Raw genomic sequence first — 17,552 nt, 5'->3', positions numbered from 1 at the left:
CTGGGGCAGCAGGCCCACCCGGTACACCGACTCGTTCAGCGCACGGGCGGCCGGGTCCTGCGGGGCGGTCCCCGCCGGCGGCGGGTGGAACAGCGCCTTCACCTCGATCGCCTCGCTCGCGCTGTGGGACCCCGCCGCCCGCCCGGTGGCGGTGCCGCTGCACCAGGCCCTGGCCGCGCTCGCCCACGAGAAGGCCGACACCCTCGTCCTGGACCTGGCCGGCCCGGTCCCGTACCAGGTCACCGGCCCGGCCCTGCTGGCCCTGGCGGAGGGGCGCAGCAGCACGGCGCCCCTGGAGGACCCGGCCGTGGCGGCCGCGGTGCGCGCCGTGGTCGAGGCCGAGGGGACGGTCGTCCGGGCCCACCTGGTGCCCGGTGGCGACGAGGCCGACGGCATCCTCGCGGTGGTCCTGGACGCCCCGGAGGCCGAGGTGCCGCGGGCGGCCCGGCGGGTCGCCGAGGCGCTGGCCGCCGACGAGACCCTGCGGGCCCGGCTGGTCCGCGGGCTCGACCTCGCCCTGCTGCCGGCCGGTGCGGCCGGGCCGGGCGAGCCGCTGTTCCGGCGCTGAGCGCCGCAGGACGCGTACGACGCAGAGCGGGCCCCGGGAAGGATCCCGGGGCCCGCTGCGCGTGGGGCCGGCCGGTGCGGCCGGCGGGCGGATCAGCCGAAGACCGGACCCGTGAACTTCTCGCCCGGGCCCTGGCCCGGCTCGTCGGGGACGATCGAGGCCTCGCGGAAGGCCAGCTGCAGGGACTTCAGGCCGTCCCGCAGCGGGGCCGCGTGGAAGGAGCTGATCTCGGTGGCGCTGGCGGTCACCAGGCCGGCCAGGGCGGTGATGAGCTTGCGGGCCTCGTCGAGGTCCTTGTGCTCGGAGTCCGGCTTGTCGAGGCCGAGGTTGACGGCGGCCGCGCTCAGCAGGTGCACCGCGACCGTCGTGATCACCTCGACCGCGGGCACGTCCGCGATGTCGCGGGTCATGGCGTCGTAGTCGGGCGAGTCGGTGGCGTCGGGTGCGGGGGAGGGCGTCGCGTCAGTCATGCCCCACACGATATGCCGGGTCCCGCGGCCGGCCGTCCCCCGCCCGCCGGAAGCGGAGTCCGGCCACCGGGTTCGCGCCTGCGCCCCGGTCCTGCTAACCTTGTGTGACGACCGGCCGGAGACCCCTGTCCCCGGCCCACAAGTGGAGGCTCCGTACTCCCACCCGACCGCCCTCCGGGGAGGCGGGTCACCGGTCAGGTGGCATCCATCGTTCCGTACGGACGATGGAAAGCCGCCCGAGTCTGCGCCCCGTGTGGTTCATGCGGCGGTGCTCCGGTTCTATGTGGAGCTCCCGCCTGTGTCCCGTGTCCGGGGCGTTTTTCATGCCCCGGTGCCGGTGAGGTCCGACGATACAGACGTCACGCGGCTGTCCTCCAGGCAGCCGTTGGTGCAACCGAGGAGGATCCATCAGCACCGAGCCCCGCATCAACGACCGGATTCGCGTTCCCGAGGTGCGACTTGTCGGTCCCAGCGGCGAGCAGGTCGGGATTGTCCCGCTTGCCAAGGCGCTCGAGCTGGCGCAGGAGTACGACCTCGACCTGGTCGAGGTCGCGGCGTCCGCACGGCCGCCGGTCTGCAAGCTCATGGACTACGGCAAGTTCAAGTACGAGTCGGCCATGAAGGCCCGTGAGGCGCGCAAGAACCAGGCGCACACGGTCATCAAGGAAATGAAGCTCCGGCCGAAGATCGACCCGCACGACTATGACACCAAGAAGGGTCATGTCGTCCGGTTCCTCAAGCAGGGCGACAAGGTCAAGATCACGATCATGTTCCGCGGCCGTGAGCAGTCCCGGCCGGAGCTCGGCTACCGACTGCTGCAGCGCCTGGCGGAGGACGTCCAGGAGCTCGGTTTCGTCGAGTCGAACCCGAAGCAGGACGGCCGAAACATGATCATGGTTCTCGGTCCGCACAAGAAGAAGACCGAGGCGATGGCCGAAGCCCGCGAGGCGCAGGCCGCCCGCAAGGCCGAGCGCCAGGGTCTGCCCGTCGACGAGGCCGACCAGGCCGCCGAGGCGGCCGTCGAGGCCCCCGTCGACGAGTCGATCGAGAACGCCGAGGCCTGATCCGGAGCAGCCGCCCCGGATCACACGACACAACTGACGTTCCCGTACGCCGGTCCCCGACCGGTGGGGACGCCACCGACGAGGAGATAACGGCGCTATGCCGAAGAACAAGACGCACAGCGGTTCCAAGAAGCGCTTCAAGATCACCGGCTCCGGCAAGGTGCTCCGCGAGCGCGCCGGCAAGCGCCACCTGCTCGAGCACAAGTCGTCCAAGCTGACGCGTCGCCTCACCGGCAACGCCGAGATGGCCCCGGGCGACGCCGCGAAGATCAAGAAGCTTCTCGGCAAGTGACGTCCTCCGCTCCCTCGCGGGAGCGGTGACGTCGAGACCGGGACCCATATCGTTTTCGGGCCGTGTGAACACAACCACGGCCCCGCTACAAGGAGTTAACAAGTGGCACGCGTCAAGCGGGCAGTAAACGCCCACAAGAAGCGCCGGGCGATCCTCGAGGCGGCCTCCGGCTACCGCGGTCAGCGTTCGCGCCTGTACCGCAAGGCCAAGGAGCAGGTCACCCACTCGCTGGTCTACAACTTCAACGACCGCAAGAAGCGCAAGGGCGACTTCCGTCAGCTGTGGATCCAGCGCATCAACGCCGCTGCCCGCCAGAACGGCATGACGTACAACCGCCTCATCCAGGGTCTGAAGGCCGCCAACATCGAGGTGGACCGCAAGATCCTGGCCGAGCTGGCCGTCAACGACAGCAACGCCTTCGCCGCGCTCGTCGAGGTCGCCCAGAAGGCGCTCCCGGCCGACGTGAACGCCCCGAAGGCCGCCGCCTGATTCAGGCGCCCCTTCACCGAGGACGCGTGAGCGCCCTCGAGGCACAGCCCGGACCCGCAGGCCCCGCGCCTGCGGGTCCGGTGCGTTGAACGACCCCGCGCACCGCGCCGCACGTACGGAAGTGAGCCCACTCCCATGGCAACCCCCGCCGAGCTGATCTCCCCGCGTTCCCCCCGGGTGGCCGCCGCCCGACGGCTCGCCCGGCGGAACTTCCGCACCAAGGAACGCCGGTTCATCGCCGAGGGCCCCCAGGCCGTCCGGGAGGCCGTCGAGCACCGCGGCGCCGAGGGCGCGACCCTGATCGAGCTGTTCGCCACCGTCGAGGCGGCCGAGCGCTACGCGGACATCGTCGAGGCGGCCCGGGCCGCCGGCGCCCGCGTCCACTTCGCCTCCGACGAGGTGCTGGCCGAGGTCTCGCAGACCGTCACGCCCCAGGGCCTGGTCGGCGTCTGCCACTTCCTGGACTCGCCCTTCGAGGAGATCCTCGCGTCCGGTCCCCGCCTGGTCGCCGTGCTCGCGCACGTCCGCGACCCCGGGAACGCCGGCACCGTGCTGCGCTGCGCCGACGCCGCCGGGGCCGACGCCGTGGTGCTGACCGACGCCTCGGTGGACCTGTACAACCCCAAGTCCGTGCGCGCCTCCGTGGGTTCCCTCTTCCACCTCCCGGTCGCCGTCGGCGTCCCGGTCGAGCAGGCCGTCGAGGGGCTGCGGGCCGCCGGGGTGCGCATCCTCGCGGCCGACGGGGCCGGCAAGGAGGACCTGGACGCCGAGCTCGACGCCGGCACCATGGGCGGTCCCTCCGCCTGGGTCTTCGGCAACGAGGCCTGGGGCCTGCCCGAGGAGACCCGCGCGCTGGCCGACGCGGTCGTGCGGGTGCCGATCCACGGCAAGGCCGAGAGCCTGAACCTCGCCACGGCCGCCGCCGTGTGCCTGTACGCCTCCGCGCGTGCACAGCGGGCGCCCGGAGGGTGCCGCTCCGTGACCCCCAGCTAGTAATGTGGCGCCCCGGGGGCCCACTGCGCTCCTCGGAGATGTGGGGTACGGGGACATGACCGTCGGGACGAACAGCTCACCGAGGGCGCCGCAGGCGGCCGCGATCCCGCCCCAGCCGCTGTCCGGGCCGGGCACCGGGACCGCCGGGGAGCCGGCGCTGGACCCGGACGACCTGCCCGACGGACTGGTCGTCGCCGACGCCCGCGGCCGGGTCGTCTGCTTCAACCGCGCCGCCGCCCGGATCACCGCCACCAGCGCGGCCGGCGCCCTGGGCACCCCCATCGAGCAGGCCCTGCCGCTGGAGGACCTGGAGGGCCGCCGCTGGTGGCAGCTGACCGATCCGTACGGCGGCCTCGCCACCCGCACCGGGCAGCCCGAGCGCAACCTCCTGCTGCCCGGCGGCCGCGAGGTGCTGGTCTCCGCCCGGTACGTGCGCGAGCACGCCACCGGGCCGGTGCACCGCCTGGTGGTCACCCTGCGCGGCACCGAGGCCCGCCGCCGCACCGAGCGCAGCCACGCCGAGCTGATCGCCACCGTCGCCCACGAACTGCGCTCCCCGCTGACCTCCGTCAAGGGCTTCACCGCCACCCTGCTGGCCAAGTGGGAGCGGTTCACCGACGACCAGAAGCGCCTGATGCTGGAGACCGTCGACGCCGACGCCAACCGCGTCACCCGGCTGATCGCCGAGCTGCTGGACATCTCCCGGATCGACTCGGGCCGGCTGGAGCTGCGCCGCCAGCCGGTGGACGTCGCCACCGCCGTCGGCCGGCACGTCCAGGCCCTGACGGCCAACGGCCAGGCCCCCGAGCGCTTCCTGGTGCGGATCGGCCGCCCGCTGCCCGACCTGTGGGCCGATCCCGACAAGATCGACCAGGTGCTGGGCAACCTCCTCGAAAATGCGGTGCGGCACGGCGAGGGAACGGTCACCATCGACGTGGCACCCGCGCACACCGGCAAGAACGAGAAGGGCACGGCGGTCACCGTGACGGATGAGGGCCCCGGCATCCCCGAGGAGTCCATGGGCCGCGTCTTCACCCGCTTCTGGCGGGGCAGCAAGCGCGGCGGGACCGGGCTGGGCCTGTACATCGTCAAGGGCATCGTCGAGGCCCACGGCGGCGACATCACCGTCGGGCGCGGCCCCGGCGGCGGCGCCGAGTTCCGATTTACCCTGCCCGTGAGCGCGCCGGCCTACCTCTCGTAAGTGATCGGGAGTCTCGCCAGGCGGCCCACGGGCTCCTCCACACCCGCCCGCCCCGTAGACTCGTCCTTTGGCACCTTTGCGTCCCTTTGACGAACTCAACCGGTCGGAGCGGGGACCACCAGCCAGCCCATCGGAAGTACGGGAAGAGATGTCGGCACCGAACAAGTCGTACGACCCTGTCGAGGTCGAGGCACTGAAACCGGAAGAGATCGAGCGCATGCGGGACGAGGCGCTCGCCGCCTTCGCGGCCGCCGGCGACCTCGACGCATTGGCGCACGCGAAGACCGCCCACGCCGGCGGCACCTCGCCGCTCGCCCTCGCCAACCGCGAGATCGGCGCGCTGCCGCCGCAGGCCAAGGCCGAGGCGGGCAAGCGCGTCGGCCAGGCCCGCGGCGCGGTGAACAAGGCGTTCGCCGAGCGGCTGGCGGCGCTGGAGGCCGAGCGGGACGAGCGCGTCCTGGTCGAGGAGGCGGTGGACGTCACGCTGCCCCACGACCGCGTGCCGGCCGGCGCCCGGCACCCCCTGACCACGCTGATGGACCGCATCGCGGACGTCTTCGTGGCCATGGGGTACGAGGTGGCCGAGGGCCCCGAGGTCGAGGCGGAGTGGTTCAACTTCGACGCCCTCAACTTCACCCCCGACCACCCGGCCCGGCAGATGCAGGACACCTTCTTCGTCCGGGGCCCCGAGGGCGTCGAGGGCGACGAGTCCGGTGTCGTGCTGCGCACCCACACCTCGCCGGTGCAGGCCCGTGCGCTCCTCGAGCGCCGTGAGCCGCCCGTCTACATCGTCTGCCCGGGCCGCGTGTACCGCACCGACGAGCTCGACGCCACGCACACCCCGGTGTTCCACCAGGTCGAGCTGCTGGCGGTCGACGAGGGCCTGACGATGGCCGACCTCAAGGGCACCATCGACCACATGGTCAAGGCGCTCTTCGGCGACGACGTCACCACCCGCCTGCGCCCGAACTTCTTCCCGTTCACCGAGCCGTCCGCCGAGATGGACATGCAGTGCTACGTGTGCCGCGGAGCGTCGGTGGGCAACCCCGACCGCCCCTGCCGCACCTGCTCCAGCGAGGGCTGGATCGAGCTCGGCGGCTGCGGCATGGTCAACCCGAAGGTGCTGACCGCCTGCGGTGTGGACCCCGAGAAGTACAGCGGGTTCGCCTTCGGGTTCGGCATCGAGCGGATGCTGATGTTCCGCCACAACGTGGAAGACATGCGAGACATGGTCGAGGGTGACGTCCGGTTCACTCGGCCGTTCGGGATGGAGATCTGATGCGGGTCCCGCTTTCTTGGCTGCGGGAGTACGTCGACCTGCCTGCGGGCGAGACCGGTCGTGACGTGCAGGCCAAGCTCATCGACGCCGGTCTCGAGGTCGAGACCGTCGAGCAGCTGGGTGCCGACCTGACCGGTCCCCTCGCCGTCGGCCGGGTGCTGACGATCGAGGAGCTGACGGAGTTCAAGAAGCCGATCCGCTTCTGCACCGTCGACGTCGGCCAGGCCAACGGCACCGGCGAGCCCCAGGAGATCGTCTGCGGCGCCCGCAACTTCGCCGTCGGCGACAAGGTCGTCGTGGCCCTGCCCGGCGCGGTGCTGCCCGGCGACTTCACGATCGCCGCGCGCAAGACGTACGGCAAGAACTCGCACGGCATGATCTGCTCCGGCGACGAGCTGGGCATGGGCGACGACGGCACGCACGGCATCATCGTGCTGCCGCCGGAGGTCGAGGTCGGCACCGACGCGATCGAGCTGCTCGAGCTGCGCGACGAAGTCCTCGACATCGCCGTCACCCCGGACCGCGGCTACTGCCTGTCGCTGCGCGGTGTGGCCCGCGAGACCGCCACCGCGTACGGCCTGCCGCTGCGCGACCCGGCGCTGCTGGACGTCCCGGCCCCGAACTCCTACGGCTACCTGGTCAAGGTCTCCGACCCGTCCGGCTGCGACCGCTTCACCGCGCGCACCGTCACGGGCCTGGACCCCGAGGCCAAGTCCCCGATCTGGCTCACCCGCCGCCTGCAGAAGGCCGGCATGCGCCCGATCTCGCTCGCCGTCGACGTCACCAACTACGTGATGCTCGAGCTGGGCCAGCCGCTGCACGCGTACGACCGCTCGCGTCTGGACGGTCCCCTCGGGGTCCGCCGGGCCGAGCCGGGCGAGAAGTTCACCACCCTCGACGGGGTCAAGCGCACCCTCGACGCCGAGGACCTGGTGATCACCGACAACAGCGGGCCGATCGGTCTGGCCGGTGTCATGGGCGGTGCCGACACGGAGATCGCCGACGCCGTCACCGACCCGGAGACCGGTGCGGTCACCGGCACCACGGACGTCGTGATCGAGGCCGCGCACTTCGACCCGATCACGATCTCCCGCGCCGCCCGCCGCCACAAGCTGTCCTCCGAGGCGTCCAAGCGCTTCGAGCGCGGTGTGGACCCGCAGGCCGCGGCCGCCGCCGCGCAGCGCACCGTCGACCTGCTGGTGCTGCTCGCCGGCGGCACCGCCGAGGCGGGCGTCACCGAGCTGGCCGCCCCGGCCGTCCCGCGGACCGTCGCCATGCGCGCGGACCACCCGGACAAGGTCGCCGGCGTCGAGTACGGCCGCGAGACCGTCGTGCGCCGCCTCCAGGAGGTCGGCTGCGACGTCTACGGCCAGGACGAGCTGGTCGTCACCGTCCCGTCGTGGCGTCCCGACCTCGCCGAGCCCAACGACCTCGCCGAGGAGGTCATCCGGCTCGAGGGGTACGCCAACCTCCCCTCGACCCTGCCGCAGGTGCCCTCCGGCCGTGGCCTGACCGCCCGGCAGCAGCTGCACCGCCGGGTCGGCCGCGCGCTGGCCGGCGCCGGTTACGTCGAGGCGCTGAACTACCCGTTCATCGGCGAGGGCGTCTTCGACCAGCTCCAGCTGCCCGCGCACGACGCGAGCCGCCAGGTCGTCAAGCTGGTCAACCCGCTCTCCGACGAGGAGCCGGCGCTGCGCAGCACCCTGCTGCCGGGCCTGCTGGGGACGCTGCGCCGCAACGACAGCCGTGGCAGCCACGACCTCGCGCTCTTCGAGACCGGTCTGGTCTTCCGGGCCGGCGCGCAGCCGGGCGTCGCGGTGCGGCTGCCCGTCGACCGCCGTCCCACGGACGAGGAGATCGGCACGCTCAACGCCGCGCTGCCGGCGCAGCCGCGGTACGCCGCGGTCGTGCTGGCCGGGGCCCGCGAGCAGGCCGGCTGGTGGGGCAAGGGCCGCCCGGCCGACTGGGCCGACGCGGTCGAGGCCGCCCGGTCGCTGGCCGTCGAGGCCGGTGCCCCGCTGGTGATCCGCCAGGGCCAGTACGGCCCCTGGCACCCGGGCCGGTGCGCCGAGCTGGTCGTCACCCTCGACGGTGTCGAGCAGGTCATCGGCCACGCCGGTGAGCTGCACCCGCGCGTCGTCAAGGCGCTCGGCCTGCCGGACCGCACCAGCGCCATGGAGCTGGACCTCGACCGGCTGGCCGCGGCCGGCGGGCAGGCCCTGCACGCGCCCCGGATCTCCGCCTTCCCGGTGGCGACCCAGGACGTGGCGCTGATCGTCGACGCGTCGGTGCCGGCCGCCACGGTCGAGGCCGCGCTGCGCAAGGGCGCCGGCGAACTGCTGGAGTCGCTGCGGCTGTTCGACGTCTTCACCGGCGAGCAGGTCGGCGAGGGCAAGAAGTCGCTCGCGTACGCGCTGCGCTTCCGCGCCGCCGACCGCACGCTGACGGCCGAGGAGTCCACGGCCGCCCGCGACGCCGCGGTGGCCCTGGCCGCCGAGCGGACGGGTGCGGTGCTCCGCGGGGCGTGATGTCGTGAACAGAATGAGGGGCACACCTGAAGGTTTCGGGTGTGCCCCTCACTCATTCGGGTGAGATCTTCCGTCTGGGGTCTTGGCCGGATCCCGCCGCTGGACACAATCGTTCCGGCCGCGGGGCGACGGGCGACTGCCGAGGATCCCCCACACCGGCTTCGAGCGCCGCCTCCGGGGCGGCCCGGGCCACCGAGAACGGACACGGCCTCCACCTCAGGCTCCGGGGAGGCCGGCGTGACGGGATTCAGGGTGCGGTGCCCGCTGACCGGGGACGTGCCCCCGCTGCGCCGGGCGTGCCTGCTCGGCTGGGCGCTGGTGGCGGTGCTCTGGGAACTGGGCGCCCCCGAGGGGCTGCGCGGCCCGTTAGTGACCCGGCTGGTCACCTGCGCGTCCTTCCTGGGCCTGGGCGCCGTGCTGGCCCTGTGCGTGCGCCAGGGCCCGCTCGCCGAGCTGGCGCGGGCCCAGGAGGTCGCGGGCGCCGCCCAGCGGGCCCTGCTGCACCCGCTGCCGCCCCGGCTGGAGGGGCTGGCCCTGGCGGCCGTACAGAGCTCCGCCAGCCGCGGGGCCGCCATCGGGGGCGACCTGTACGCCGCGGTACCCAGCCGGTACGGCGTGCGGGTGGTCATGGGCGACGTCCGCGGGCACGGGCTGCCCGCGCTGGACGCGGCCGCGGCGGTGCTGGGCAGCTTCCGCGAGGCGGCGTACGACGAACCGGAACTGGCCGGCGTCCTGCGGCGGATGGAGCGGGCCCTCCAGCGGCACCTGCGCGAGCGGGACCGGCCCGAGGCCGCCGAGGAGTTCGTGACCGTCCTGCTGCTGGAGATCGCCCCCGACGGCCGGCTCTCCGCCCTCAACTGCGGCCATCCGTGGCCGTACCGCCTGGACGCCGGCGGCCGGCTGCCCGAACTGCTGGCCGGCGCCGAGACCTTGCCCCCGCTGGGCGTGCTGCCGCTGCCGGCCGCCCTGGTCGCGCGGCCCTGCGGACTGCTGCCGCCCGGGGACGCCCTGCTGCTGCACACCGACGGACTGGCGGACGCCCGGGACCGGCAGGGGCGGTACTTCCCGCTGGCCGGGGTCCTCGGCGCGGCACCGCCGACCCGGCCGCCGGCCGCGCTGGCCCAGGACGTGCACGCCGCGCTGCTGCGCCACACCAGCGGGCGACTCGCCGACGACGTCGCCCTGCTGGTGGTGCGCAACGACCGCCGCCCGCTGCCCGCGCATCCGAACGGGCAGGCGGTGTGCGCCGGGCAGTGACCCCGCACGGGACCTGACAGGTCCCGAGAGCGGGGCCTCATGACGGCGGTCGCTGGGCGCCGCCCGTCCTGCCGCGGAGTGTCGGGCAGACGGCAGGACGAGCGGCGCGGTACGGGCCGTCGCACTGTACGAGGGGGAGCCGACGGCCCGGGGCTGCCTCTTGGCGAGGCGCTTGAAGTCAACCGCCCCGCGGTGCCCCGGGGGCAGGGTGCGCCGCGCATTTATGCGCGCACTTCCTTCGCACCCCGTGTGAAGGATCACCGTGCCCACTACCCTGGCTCCGACGAGCCCTTGGAGGGGCCCATGCAGCCCAACACCCTGCTCGACGCCCTCCTCGCCGAGGCGGGCATCTCCAACGCGGGCCTGGCCGCGCGGGTCAACGCGGCCGGCCGCGGCCGCGGACTGGCCCTGCGCTACGAACACACGGCCGTGGCCCGCTGGTTGAAGGGCCAGCGGCCCCGGGGGCAGGTGCCCGACCTGATCTGCGAGGTCCTGGGGGCCCGGCTGGGACGGGCGTTGGGCCTGGACGACATCGGGCTCGGGCTGCCGGGTGCGCCCGCCGACCCGGGCCCCTCGCCGCTGTCCGGCTTCGTCGACCGGGCCACCGCGCTGTGGCGCGCCGACGAGCAGGGCCGGGTCCCGGTGCCGGGCGCGGCGGCGGTCACCGGCACCCCGGCGGTGATCCCCGTCTGGGAGTGGGAGAACCCGCCCGAGGACGGGGACGTCTCGCGCTCGGGGCCCACCCCGGTCGGCCCCGAGCACCTGGAGGTGCTGCGGGCCGCCCGGGTCCACTACGAGCTGATGTACCGGCGGGCCGGCGGGATGGCCACCCGGGCCCGGATCGTGCGCTTCCTCGGCAGCGAGACCGCCCCGCTGCTGCGCGGCAGCTACCCCGACGCGCTGGGCCGGCAGCTGCACCGGGCCACCGGTTCGCTGGTGGCGGTGGCGGGCATCTGCGCGTACGACTCGGACGCCCACGGGCTCGCCCAGCGCTACTTCCACCAGGCCCTGCGGCTGGCCAAGGCCAGCGGGGACCGGGGGCTGGGCGCCTATGTGATCGCGCTGATCGTCAACCAGTCGCTGCACCTGCGCGAGTACCGGCAGGCGGTGGCCTTCGCCGAGGCGGCGCTGCGGGCCGCGGGGGAGCACACCACCGCCGCGCTGGCCGCCGACCTGTACGCGATGCAGGCCAAGGCCTACGCCCAACTCGGCGACGGGTCCACCGCGTTGGACTGCATCCGGCGGGCCGAGCAGGCCGCCGGGCGGATCCGGCCGGGCAGCGAACCGGCCGAGACCGGCTACGTCCAGCCGGGCCTGGTCAACGTCCAGGTGGCGCAGGCCCTGTTGAGCCTGGGGGACCTGCCCGGGGCGTACGAACAGGCCGCGGCGGCCGCCGCCACCCCGGCGCACGACCGGGGCCGGGTGCACCGGCTGGCGATGCTGTGCGAGGTGGAACTGCGGCTGGGCGAGCCGGACCGGGCGCTGGCGGCGGCGGCCGAAATGGCCGAGCGGGCCCGGGGGATGGAGTCCCGGCGGCTGCGGGAGCGGCTGAGCACGGTGCGCGCCGGGCTGCTCGGCAGCGGTAGCGCCGAGGCCCGCCGGACGGCGGAGTTGATCGACGGGGCGCTGCGCGTTCCGCTGTGACCGGCCGGCTGCTGCCATGTTGCCACCGACTCGAACGGAAGGTGGCACGACCGTGCAGTGGACGAACCTGAGCGAACAGACCGTGTACCAGAACCGTTGGTTCCGGGTGAACCTGTCGGACGTCGCGCTCCCCGACGGCCGGCACCTGGACCACTACCTGATCCGGCTGCGCCCGGTGGCGGTGGCAACCGCGGTCAACGCGGCCGACGAGGTGCTGCTGCTGTGGCGGCACCGCTTCATCACCGACAGCTGGGGCTGGGAACTGCCCGCCGGCGTGGTCGAGGACGGCGAGGACATAGCGGCCGCGGCGGCCCGGGAGATGGAGGAGGAGTCGGGCTGGCGTCCGGGACCGCTGCGCCACCTGATGACGGTGGAGCCCTCCAACGGCCTCACCGACGCCCGGCACCACCTCTTCTGGTCCGAGGAGGCCGAGTACACCGGCCACCCGGCGGACGACTTCGAGTCCTCCCGCCGGGAGTGGGTGCCGCTCAAACAGGTCCCCGATCTGGTCGCCCGGGGTGAGGTGCCCGCCGCCGGGATGGCGGCCGGCCTGCTGCTCCTGCACCACCTGCGGCTCGGCTGAGCCGGGCGGCGCGTACGGCGCCCGGCCGGCGGACCGGCCGGGCGCCCGCGGACTCACCCGTACGGGTAGAAGCCCGAACCGCTCTTGCGGCCCAGCCGGCCAGCGTCGACCATGCGCTGGAGCAGCGGGGGAGCGGCGTACAGCGGCTCCTTGTACTCGGCGTACATCGAGTCGGCGATCGAGACGATGGTGTCCAGGCCGATCAGGTCCGAGAGCTTCAGCGGGCCCATCGGGTGGGCGCAGCCGAACTCCATGCCGTTGTCGATGTCCTCGCGGCTGGCGATGCCCGACTCGAACATCCGGATCGCGGACAGGAGGTACGGCACCAGCAGCGCGTTGACGACGAAGCCGGAGCGGTCCTGGGCGCGGATCGCGTGCTTCTCGAGCACCTGGGTGACCAGGGCGTCGGCCCGCTTGATGGTCTCCTCGGAGGTGGTCAGCGCCGGGATCAGCTCGACGAGCTTCTGGACCGGCGCCGGGTTGAAGAAGTGGATGCCGATGACCTGGTCGGGGCGGGAGGTCGCCACCGCCAGCTTCACCAGCGGGATCGAGGAGGTGTTGGAGGCGAGGATCGCGTCCGGACGGGTGATCACCTGGTCGAGGACCTTGAAGATCTCCGTCTTGACCTGCTCGTTCTCGACCACGGCCTCGATGACCAGGTCCCGGTCGGCGAACTCGCCGAGGTCGGTGGTGAAGGAGAGGCGGGCCAGGGTCGAGTCCCGCTCCTCCTCGCTGATCTTGCCGCGTTCGGCGGCCTTGGTCAGCGAGTTGTACAGCCGGGTACGGCCGATCTCCAGGGCCTCGCCCGTGGTCTCGGCGACCTTGACCTCAAGGCCACTGCGGGCGCACACCTCGGCGATGCCCGCACCCATCTGGCCGCAGCCCACAACGCCGACCCGTGTGATGTCGGAAGGGAGGTCAGTCACTTCGTGCCTTTCGCTGCTCATCCTCGGCGGGGCCCCCGTCTGATTCCGGCGCCCGCCACGCCCCCCGACGTTACTCCCGACCCTGCGCCGGTCGGCGGCCCGGGGCGGGCATGCTGTCCGCATACGGACTGCCGTCACTCTGTGAAATGGGAGCGTCACATGACGTACATGGGCCGTCGGGGACTGCTGACGGGGGCGGCCGGGCTCGCCGCCACCGCCCTGACCACCGCGATCGCCGCCGGAACGGCCTCCGCCGCCGGCGCGGCCACCCACCCGGAAGCAGCCGGTCCGCGCCGGGGCCCGGCCGCGCCGGAGTTCCGCGGGATGTGGCTGGCGACGGTGGAGAACCTGGACTGGCCTTCGAGGGCGGGTCTGAGCGCCGCGCGTCAGCAGTCCGAGCTGCGCGCCTACCTGGACACGGCGGTGCAGCGCCGGCTCAACGCGGTCGTCCTCCAGGTCCGCCCGGCCGCGGACGCGTTCTGGCCCTCGGAGTACGAGCCCTGGTCCGGCTGGCTGACCGGCACCCAGGGCAAGCACCCGGGCTGGGACCCGCTGGGCACCGCCGTGGCCGAGGCGCACGCCCGCGGGCTGGAGCTGCACGCGTGGTTCAACCCGTACCGGGTGGCCAACCACACCGACCGCTCCCGGCTGGCCGCCTCCCACCCGGCGCGCGCCTACCCCGAGTGGACGGTGAGCTACGGCGGGCGGCTCTACTACAACCCGGGCATCCCGGAGGTGCGGGCCTTCGTCCAGGAGGCGATGCTCGACGCGGTCGCCAAGTACCCGCTGGACGCGGTGCACTGGGACGACTACTTCTACCCCTACCCGGTCAGCGGCGAGGAGTTCGACGACGACGACGCCTACGAGGAGTACGGCGGCTCCTTCGCCTCCCGGGGCGACTGGCGGCGCAACAACGTCGACCTGCTGGTCAAGGAGATGGGCGAGGCGATCGCCCGGGTCCGGCCCGGCACCCGCTTCGGGATCAGCCCCTTCGGCGTCTGGCGCGACCGTGCCAACGACCCGCTGGGCTCCCCGACCGGCCCGAGCCTGGGCTCGTACGACGAGCTGTACGCCGACACCCGGCTGTGGATCACCTCGGGCTGGATCGACTACGTGGTGCCCCAGCTGTACTGGCACATCGGGCACCCGTCGGTGGACTACGCCAAGCTGACGCCCTGGTGGGCCCAGGCGGTGCGGGGCACGGGGGTGGACCTGTACATCGGTGAGGCGCTCTACCGGGCCGACGCGAACAGCGAGACCGCGGCCTGGCGCAAGGTGGACGAGCTCTCCCGGCACCTGACGCTGGCGGCCCGCTACCCCGAGGTCCGCGGCCACGTCTACTTCTCGGGAAAGCAGGTGGCCGCGGACCGTCTCGGTGCCATGGCGCGGGTGGTCAAGGACCACTACCCCACGGCGGTGCCGCCGCGCTGACCGCGCGGCGCCGTCCTCAGTGGCCGGGCTCGCCCGGGTGCCGTACCTGGCAGTCGGGTCCCGGGGACATCAGGGCCTCGTGGCCGTCCGGGAAGCGCACGCGGTACGGCGGCATGCCGTTCTCGCCCAGCACCTGGGTGATCTCGCCCACCTTGTCCTGCTGGCCCACGACCCTGCCGTGCTGCACCAGCTGGTCGCCCTCGGTCGCTCGCATCTGCTGACCTCCCTCGGAGCCGGTCCGATCCGGTGACAGCAGTTTACGGCGGTTCGGGCGGTTTGAGCCTGCCCGGCCGGGGGCTTCCGGTGCTGACCGTCTACGCCCGCTGGGTGACGGCGATGCAGACGAGGACGGCCCCCGCCGCGACCGGGGCGGCCGGGGTCAGGTGCTCGCCCAGCAGCGCCACCGACCACACCAGGGTCAGCAGCGGCTGGGCGAGCTGGAGCTGGCTCGCCCGGGCCGCGCCGATCTCGGCCATGCCCCGGTACCAGACGTACAGGCCCAGGAAGGTCGAGCCGGCCGCCACCCAGGCCAGGCCGATCAGCCCGTGCGCGCCCAGGTGCACCGGTTCGTACGCCAGCCCGAGCGCGGAGCCGGTCAGGGACAGCGGCAGGCAGCCCACCAGCGCCCAGCCGATGACCTGCCAGCCCGGCATCTCCCTGGCCAGCCGGGCGCCCTCGGTGTACCCGGCCGCGCACACCAGCAGGGCGCCGAAGAGGTAGAGGTCGCCGGTGGTGGGCGCGCCCCCGCTCTGGGCGAGGGCGAAGGAGAGCACCACCACCGCGCCGGCGACCGCGGCGGTCCAGAAGGTCCGGGACGGCCGGGCGCCGGTGCGCAGGGCCGAGAGGGCGGCCGTGGTCAGCGGCAGCAGGCCGACCACCACGGCCGCGTGGGAGGTGCTGGAGGTCTGCAGCGCCAGGGTCGTCAGCATCGGGAAGCCGACCACCACGCCCCCGGCGACCACGGCCAGCGGGGCCCACTGCGCCCGCCGGGGCAGCGGCACCCGCAGCGCGAGCAGGAAGACGCCGGCCAGCAGGGCGGCCAGCGCGCTGCGCAGGGCCACCAGTGACCAGGGGCCGAAGCTCTCCAGGCCCCAGGCGGTGGCGGGGAAGGTGAGCGAGAAGGAGAGCACGCCGAGCGCGGCCAGCGCCGTGCCGGTGCGGGCGGCGGACCGGTCCGCCGCCGGGGTCGACGCCCGGTCCGCCGCCGGGGCCGTTCCCTGGCCCGTCCCCGGGGTCGGGACGACCGCTATCGTCGGGAGCGTAGTAGCGCTATTCTGTGCTGTCATGAATCAGCGTAGCAGTGAGGGTGAGCTGGCGGAACTCCTGCGATCGGAGCTGAACCGCTACTCGGTGGGGGAGAAGCTGCCGTCCAGTCGGGTGTTGGTGGAGCGGTTCCGGGTCAGCCCGGTGACCGTGACCCGGGCGCTGGCCCGGCTGGCCGCCGAGGGCCTGGTGGTCACCCGGCCCGGGGCGGGGGCCTTCCGGGCGGAGCCCCGGCCGGCGGCCGCGCCCGCCGGGGACACCTCCTGGCAGGAGATCGCGCTCAGCGCCGACCCGGGCGGGGACGCGGTGCCCCGGTCGGTGGACGCCTCCGGAGTGCTCGCCAGCCTGACCGCTCCGCCCACCGGGGTCATCGAGCTCAACGGCGGCTACCTGCACCCCTCCCTCCAGCCCGAGCGGGCGATGGCCGAGGCGCTGGCCCGGGCTGGCCGCCGGCCCGGCGCCTGGGGGCGGCCGCCCATGGAGGGCCTGACCGACCTGCGCGACTGGTTCGCCCGGCAGATCGGCGGCACGGTCACGGCCGGGGACGTCCTGATCACCGCTGGCGGGCAGAGCGCCCTGACCACGGCCCTGCGGGCGCTCGCCGGGCCCGGTGCGCCGGTGCTGGTCGAGTCCCCGACCTACCCCGGGATGCTGGCCATCGCCCGGGCCTCCGGGCTGCGGCCGGTCCCGGTCCCGGTGGACGCCGACGGGGTGCGCCCGGACCTGCTGGAAGCGGCCTTCCGGGCCACCGGCGCGCGGCTGTTCATCTGCCAGCCGCTCTTCCAGAACCCGACCGGCGCGGTGCTCGCCCCGGCCCGGCGGGCCGAGGTGCTGGCCATCGCCCGGCGGGCCGGGGCGTTCGTCGTCGAGGACGACTACGCGCGGCACATGGGCCACGAGGACAGCGGGCCGCTGCCCGCCCCGCTGGCCGCGGCGGACCCGGACGGGGTGGTGGTGCACCTGCGGTCGCTGACCAAGGCCACCTCGGCCAGTCTGCGGGTGGGCGCCCTCGCCGCCCGGGGGCCGGTGCTGGAACGGCTGCGCGCCATCCAGGTGGTGGACAGCTTCTTCGTGCCCCGGCCGCTCCAGGAGGCCGCGCTCGAACTGGTCGGCGCACCGGCCTGGCCCCGGCACCTGCGGGCGGTGGCCGGCGCGCTGCGGGAGCGGCGCGAGGCCCTGCTGGCCGCGGTGCGCACCGGGCTGCCCGCCGCCGTGGTCCCCTACCCGCCCGCGGGCGGCTACCAACTCTGGCTCCGCCTCCCGGAATCCACCGACGAGCCCGCCGCCGTCTCCGCCGCCCTCCGCGCCGGCGTGGCCGTGGCCCCCGGCCGCCCCTACTTCGCCGCCGAACCCCCCGCCGCCCACCTCCGCCTGAGCTTCGCCGCGGTGGCGGGGGTGTCGGAACTGGGGGAGGCGGTACGGAGGTTGGGGGGGTGTGGGGTGGGGTGAGGGGGCCGTCCGTGGTGTGCGGGTCCCCGCGCCCCTTGACAGGGGGTGGCCTGCAGGCCCTGCGGCAGGCCCACCCCTGGGACTTCGCGGCTTCGCCGTGCCCTTCGGGCATCCC

Annotated in this window: 17 protein-coding genes; 13 read left to right on the top strand and 4 right to left on the bottom strand. The window is 74.0% G+C overall.

Features of this window, described 5'->3' with window-relative positions:
- The coding region (locus AB0O40_RS34635; protein WP_365049668.1) for an SseB family protein at nt 1–568 on the top strand (568 nt) is incomplete at its 5' end.
- A 92-nt stretch (nt 569–660) separates the two neighbouring features.
- On the opposite strand, the gene AB0O40_RS34630 is transcribed toward AB0O40_RS34635, so the two are convergent.
- Complete coding sequence (locus AB0O40_RS34630; protein ID WP_365049666.1) at nt 661–1,038, bottom strand: DUF1844 domain-containing protein; 378 nt, start codon at nt 1,036–1,038, stop codon at nt 661–663.
- A gap of 350 nt (nt 1,039–1,388) precedes the next feature.
- On the opposite strand from AB0O40_RS34630, the gene infC reads away from it, so the two are divergent.
- From infC to AB0O40_RS34580, 10 genes are all read left to right on the top strand, one after another.
- Nucleotides 1,389–2,102, top strand: a complete 714-nt coding sequence (gene infC, locus AB0O40_RS34625; protein WP_365049670.1) for a translation initiation factor IF-3 — start codon at nt 1,389–1,391, stop codon at nt 2,100–2,102.
- Between the two features lie 97 nt (nt 2,103–2,199).
- Nucleotides 2,200–2,394 carry a 50S ribosomal protein L35 gene (rpmI, locus tag AB0O40_RS34620; protein WP_030192941.1) on the top strand — a complete coding sequence of 65 codons (195 nt, stop codon included), beginning with the start codon at nt 2,200–2,202 and terminating at the stop codon, nt 2,392–2,394.
- Nucleotides 2,395–2,496: 102 nt separating this feature from the next.
- Nucleotides 2,497–2,883, top strand: a complete 387-nt coding sequence (gene rplT, locus AB0O40_RS34615) for a 50S ribosomal protein L20 (RefSeq protein ID WP_365049664.1) — start codon at nt 2,497–2,499, stop codon at nt 2,881–2,883.
- A gap of 135 nt (nt 2,884–3,018) precedes the next feature.
- Nucleotides 3,019–3,876: an RNA methyltransferase gene (locus tag AB0O40_RS34610; RefSeq protein ID WP_365049662.1), complete on the top strand. Its 858-nt coding sequence runs from the start codon at nt 3,019–3,021 to the stop codon at nt 3,874–3,876.
- Between the two features lie 55 nt (nt 3,877–3,931).
- Nucleotides 3,932–5,077, top strand: coding sequence for an ATP-binding protein (locus tag AB0O40_RS34605; RefSeq protein ID WP_365049660.1), 1,146 nt, complete (start codon nt 3,932–3,934; stop codon nt 5,075–5,077).
- Between the two features lie 148 nt (nt 5,078–5,225).
- On the top strand, nt 5,226–6,356 hold the full coding sequence (gene pheS, locus AB0O40_RS34600) for a phenylalanine--tRNA ligase subunit alpha (RefSeq protein WP_365049658.1): 1,131 nt from the start codon (nt 5,226–5,228) through the stop codon (nt 6,354–6,356).
- Nucleotides 6,356–8,884, top strand: a complete 2,529-nt coding sequence (pheT, locus tag AB0O40_RS34595) for a phenylalanine--tRNA ligase subunit beta (protein ID WP_365049656.1) — start codon at nt 6,356–6,358, stop codon at nt 8,882–8,884. The genes pheS and pheT overlap by 1 nt, the downstream gene beginning before the upstream one ends.
- 237 nt (nt 8,885–9,121) lie before the next feature.
- On the top strand, nt 9,122–10,141 hold the full coding sequence (locus AB0O40_RS34590) for a PP2C family protein-serine/threonine phosphatase (protein WP_365049654.1): 1,020 nt from the start codon (nt 9,122–9,124) through the stop codon (nt 10,139–10,141).
- Nucleotides 10,142–10,444: 303 nt separating this feature from the next.
- Nucleotides 10,445–11,785 (top strand): transcriptional regulator, encoded by a 1,341-nt coding sequence (locus AB0O40_RS34585; protein ID WP_365049652.1) that lies wholly within the window; start codon nt 10,445–10,447, stop codon nt 11,783–11,785.
- Between the two features lie 52 nt (nt 11,786–11,837).
- Nucleotides 11,838–12,368 (top strand): NUDIX domain-containing protein, encoded by a 531-nt coding sequence (locus tag AB0O40_RS34580; protein WP_365049650.1) that lies wholly within the window; start codon nt 11,838–11,840, stop codon nt 12,366–12,368.
- 53 nt (nt 12,369–12,421) lie between these two features.
- Here the strand turns inward: AB0O40_RS34580 and AB0O40_RS34575 are convergent, their stop codons facing one another.
- Nucleotides 12,422–13,315 (bottom strand): 3-hydroxybutyryl-CoA dehydrogenase, encoded by an 894-nt coding sequence (locus AB0O40_RS34575; RefSeq protein WP_365049649.1) that lies wholly within the window; start codon nt 13,313–13,315, stop codon nt 12,422–12,424.
- A gap of 138 nt (nt 13,316–13,453) precedes the next feature.
- Between AB0O40_RS34575 and AB0O40_RS34570 the strand changes: the two genes are divergently transcribed.
- A complete protein-coding gene (locus tag AB0O40_RS34570) occupies nt 13,454–14,725 on the top strand; it encodes a family 10 glycosylhydrolase (protein ID WP_365049647.1) in 1,272 nt (423 codons plus the stop codon).
- Between the two features lie 16 nt (nt 14,726–14,741).
- Here AB0O40_RS34570 and AB0O40_RS34565 read toward each other — a convergent pair whose 3' ends face one another.
- Nucleotides 14,742–14,939: a DUF1918 domain-containing protein gene (locus AB0O40_RS34565; RefSeq protein ID WP_365049645.1), complete on the bottom strand. Its 198-nt coding sequence runs from the start codon at nt 14,937–14,939 to the stop codon at nt 14,742–14,744.
- Between the two features lie 100 nt (nt 14,940–15,039).
- Nucleotides 15,040–16,011, bottom strand: a complete 972-nt coding sequence (locus tag AB0O40_RS34560) for a DMT family transporter (RefSeq protein WP_365049643.1) — start codon at nt 16,009–16,011, stop codon at nt 15,040–15,042.
- On the opposite strand from AB0O40_RS34560, the gene AB0O40_RS34555 reads away from it, so the two are divergent.
- The gene (locus tag AB0O40_RS34555) at nt 16,010–17,437 is read left to right on the top strand and encodes a PLP-dependent aminotransferase family protein (protein ID WP_365049641.1); all 1,428 of its coding nucleotides are present in this window, start codon (nt 16,010–16,012) and stop codon (nt 17,435–17,437) included. The two genes, AB0O40_RS34560 and AB0O40_RS34555, sit on opposite strands and share 2 nt — an antisense overlap.
- Nucleotides 17,438–17,552 lie beyond the last annotated feature (115 nt).

The organism is Streptomyces sp. NPDC089919 (assembly GCF_040684615.1).
GTDB lineage: Bacteria > Actinomycetota > Actinomycetes > Streptomycetales > Streptomycetaceae > Streptomyces.
The sequence above is the reverse complement of the archived record's forward strand: the minus strand, read 5'-3'. Positions and strand labels throughout refer to the sequence as shown.

Excerpts from the sequence above, each read along its gene's own strand:
- AB0O40_RS34630 (WP_365049666.1), bottom strand. The coding sequence starts at position 1,038 with ATGACTGACGCGACGCCCTCCCCCGCACCCGACGCCACCGACTCGCCC.
- rpmI (WP_030192941.1), top strand. The coding sequence starts at position 2,200 with ATGCCGAAGAACAAGACGCACAGCGGTTCCAAGAAGCGCTTCAAGATC.
- AB0O40_RS34610 (WP_365049662.1), top strand. The coding sequence starts at position 3,019 with ATGGCAACCCCCGCCGAGCTGATCTCCCCGCGTTCCCCCCGGGTGGCC.
- AB0O40_RS34605 (WP_365049660.1), top strand. The coding sequence starts at position 3,932 with ATGACCGTCGGGACGAACAGCTCACCGAGGGCGCCGCAGGCGGCCGCG.
- pheS (WP_365049658.1), top strand. The coding sequence starts at position 5,226 with ATGTCGGCACCGAACAAGTCGTACGACCCTGTCGAGGTCGAGGCACTG.
- pheT (WP_365049656.1), top strand. The coding sequence starts at position 6,356 with ATGCGGGTCCCGCTTTCTTGGCTGCGGGAGTACGTCGACCTGCCTGCG.
- AB0O40_RS34585 (WP_365049652.1), top strand. The coding sequence starts at position 10,445 with ATGCAGCCCAACACCCTGCTCGACGCCCTCCTCGCCGAGGCGGGCATC.
- AB0O40_RS34575 (WP_365049649.1), bottom strand. The coding sequence starts at position 13,315 with ATGAGCAGCGAAAGGCACGAAGTGACTGACCTCCCTTCCGACATCACA.
- AB0O40_RS34570 (WP_365049647.1), top strand. The coding sequence starts at position 13,454 with ATGACGTACATGGGCCGTCGGGGACTGCTGACGGGGGCGGCCGGGCTC.
- AB0O40_RS34565 (WP_365049645.1), bottom strand. The coding sequence starts at position 14,939 with ATGCGAGCGACCGAGGGCGACCAGCTGGTGCAGCACGGCAGGGTCGTG.
- AB0O40_RS34555 (WP_365049641.1), top strand. The coding sequence starts at position 16,010 with ATGAATCAGCGTAGCAGTGAGGGTGAGCTGGCGGAACTCCTGCGATCG.
- AB0O40_RS34560 (WP_365049643.1), bottom strand. The coding sequence starts at position 16,011 with ATGACAGCACAGAATAGCGCTACTACGCTCCCGACGATAGCGGTCGTC.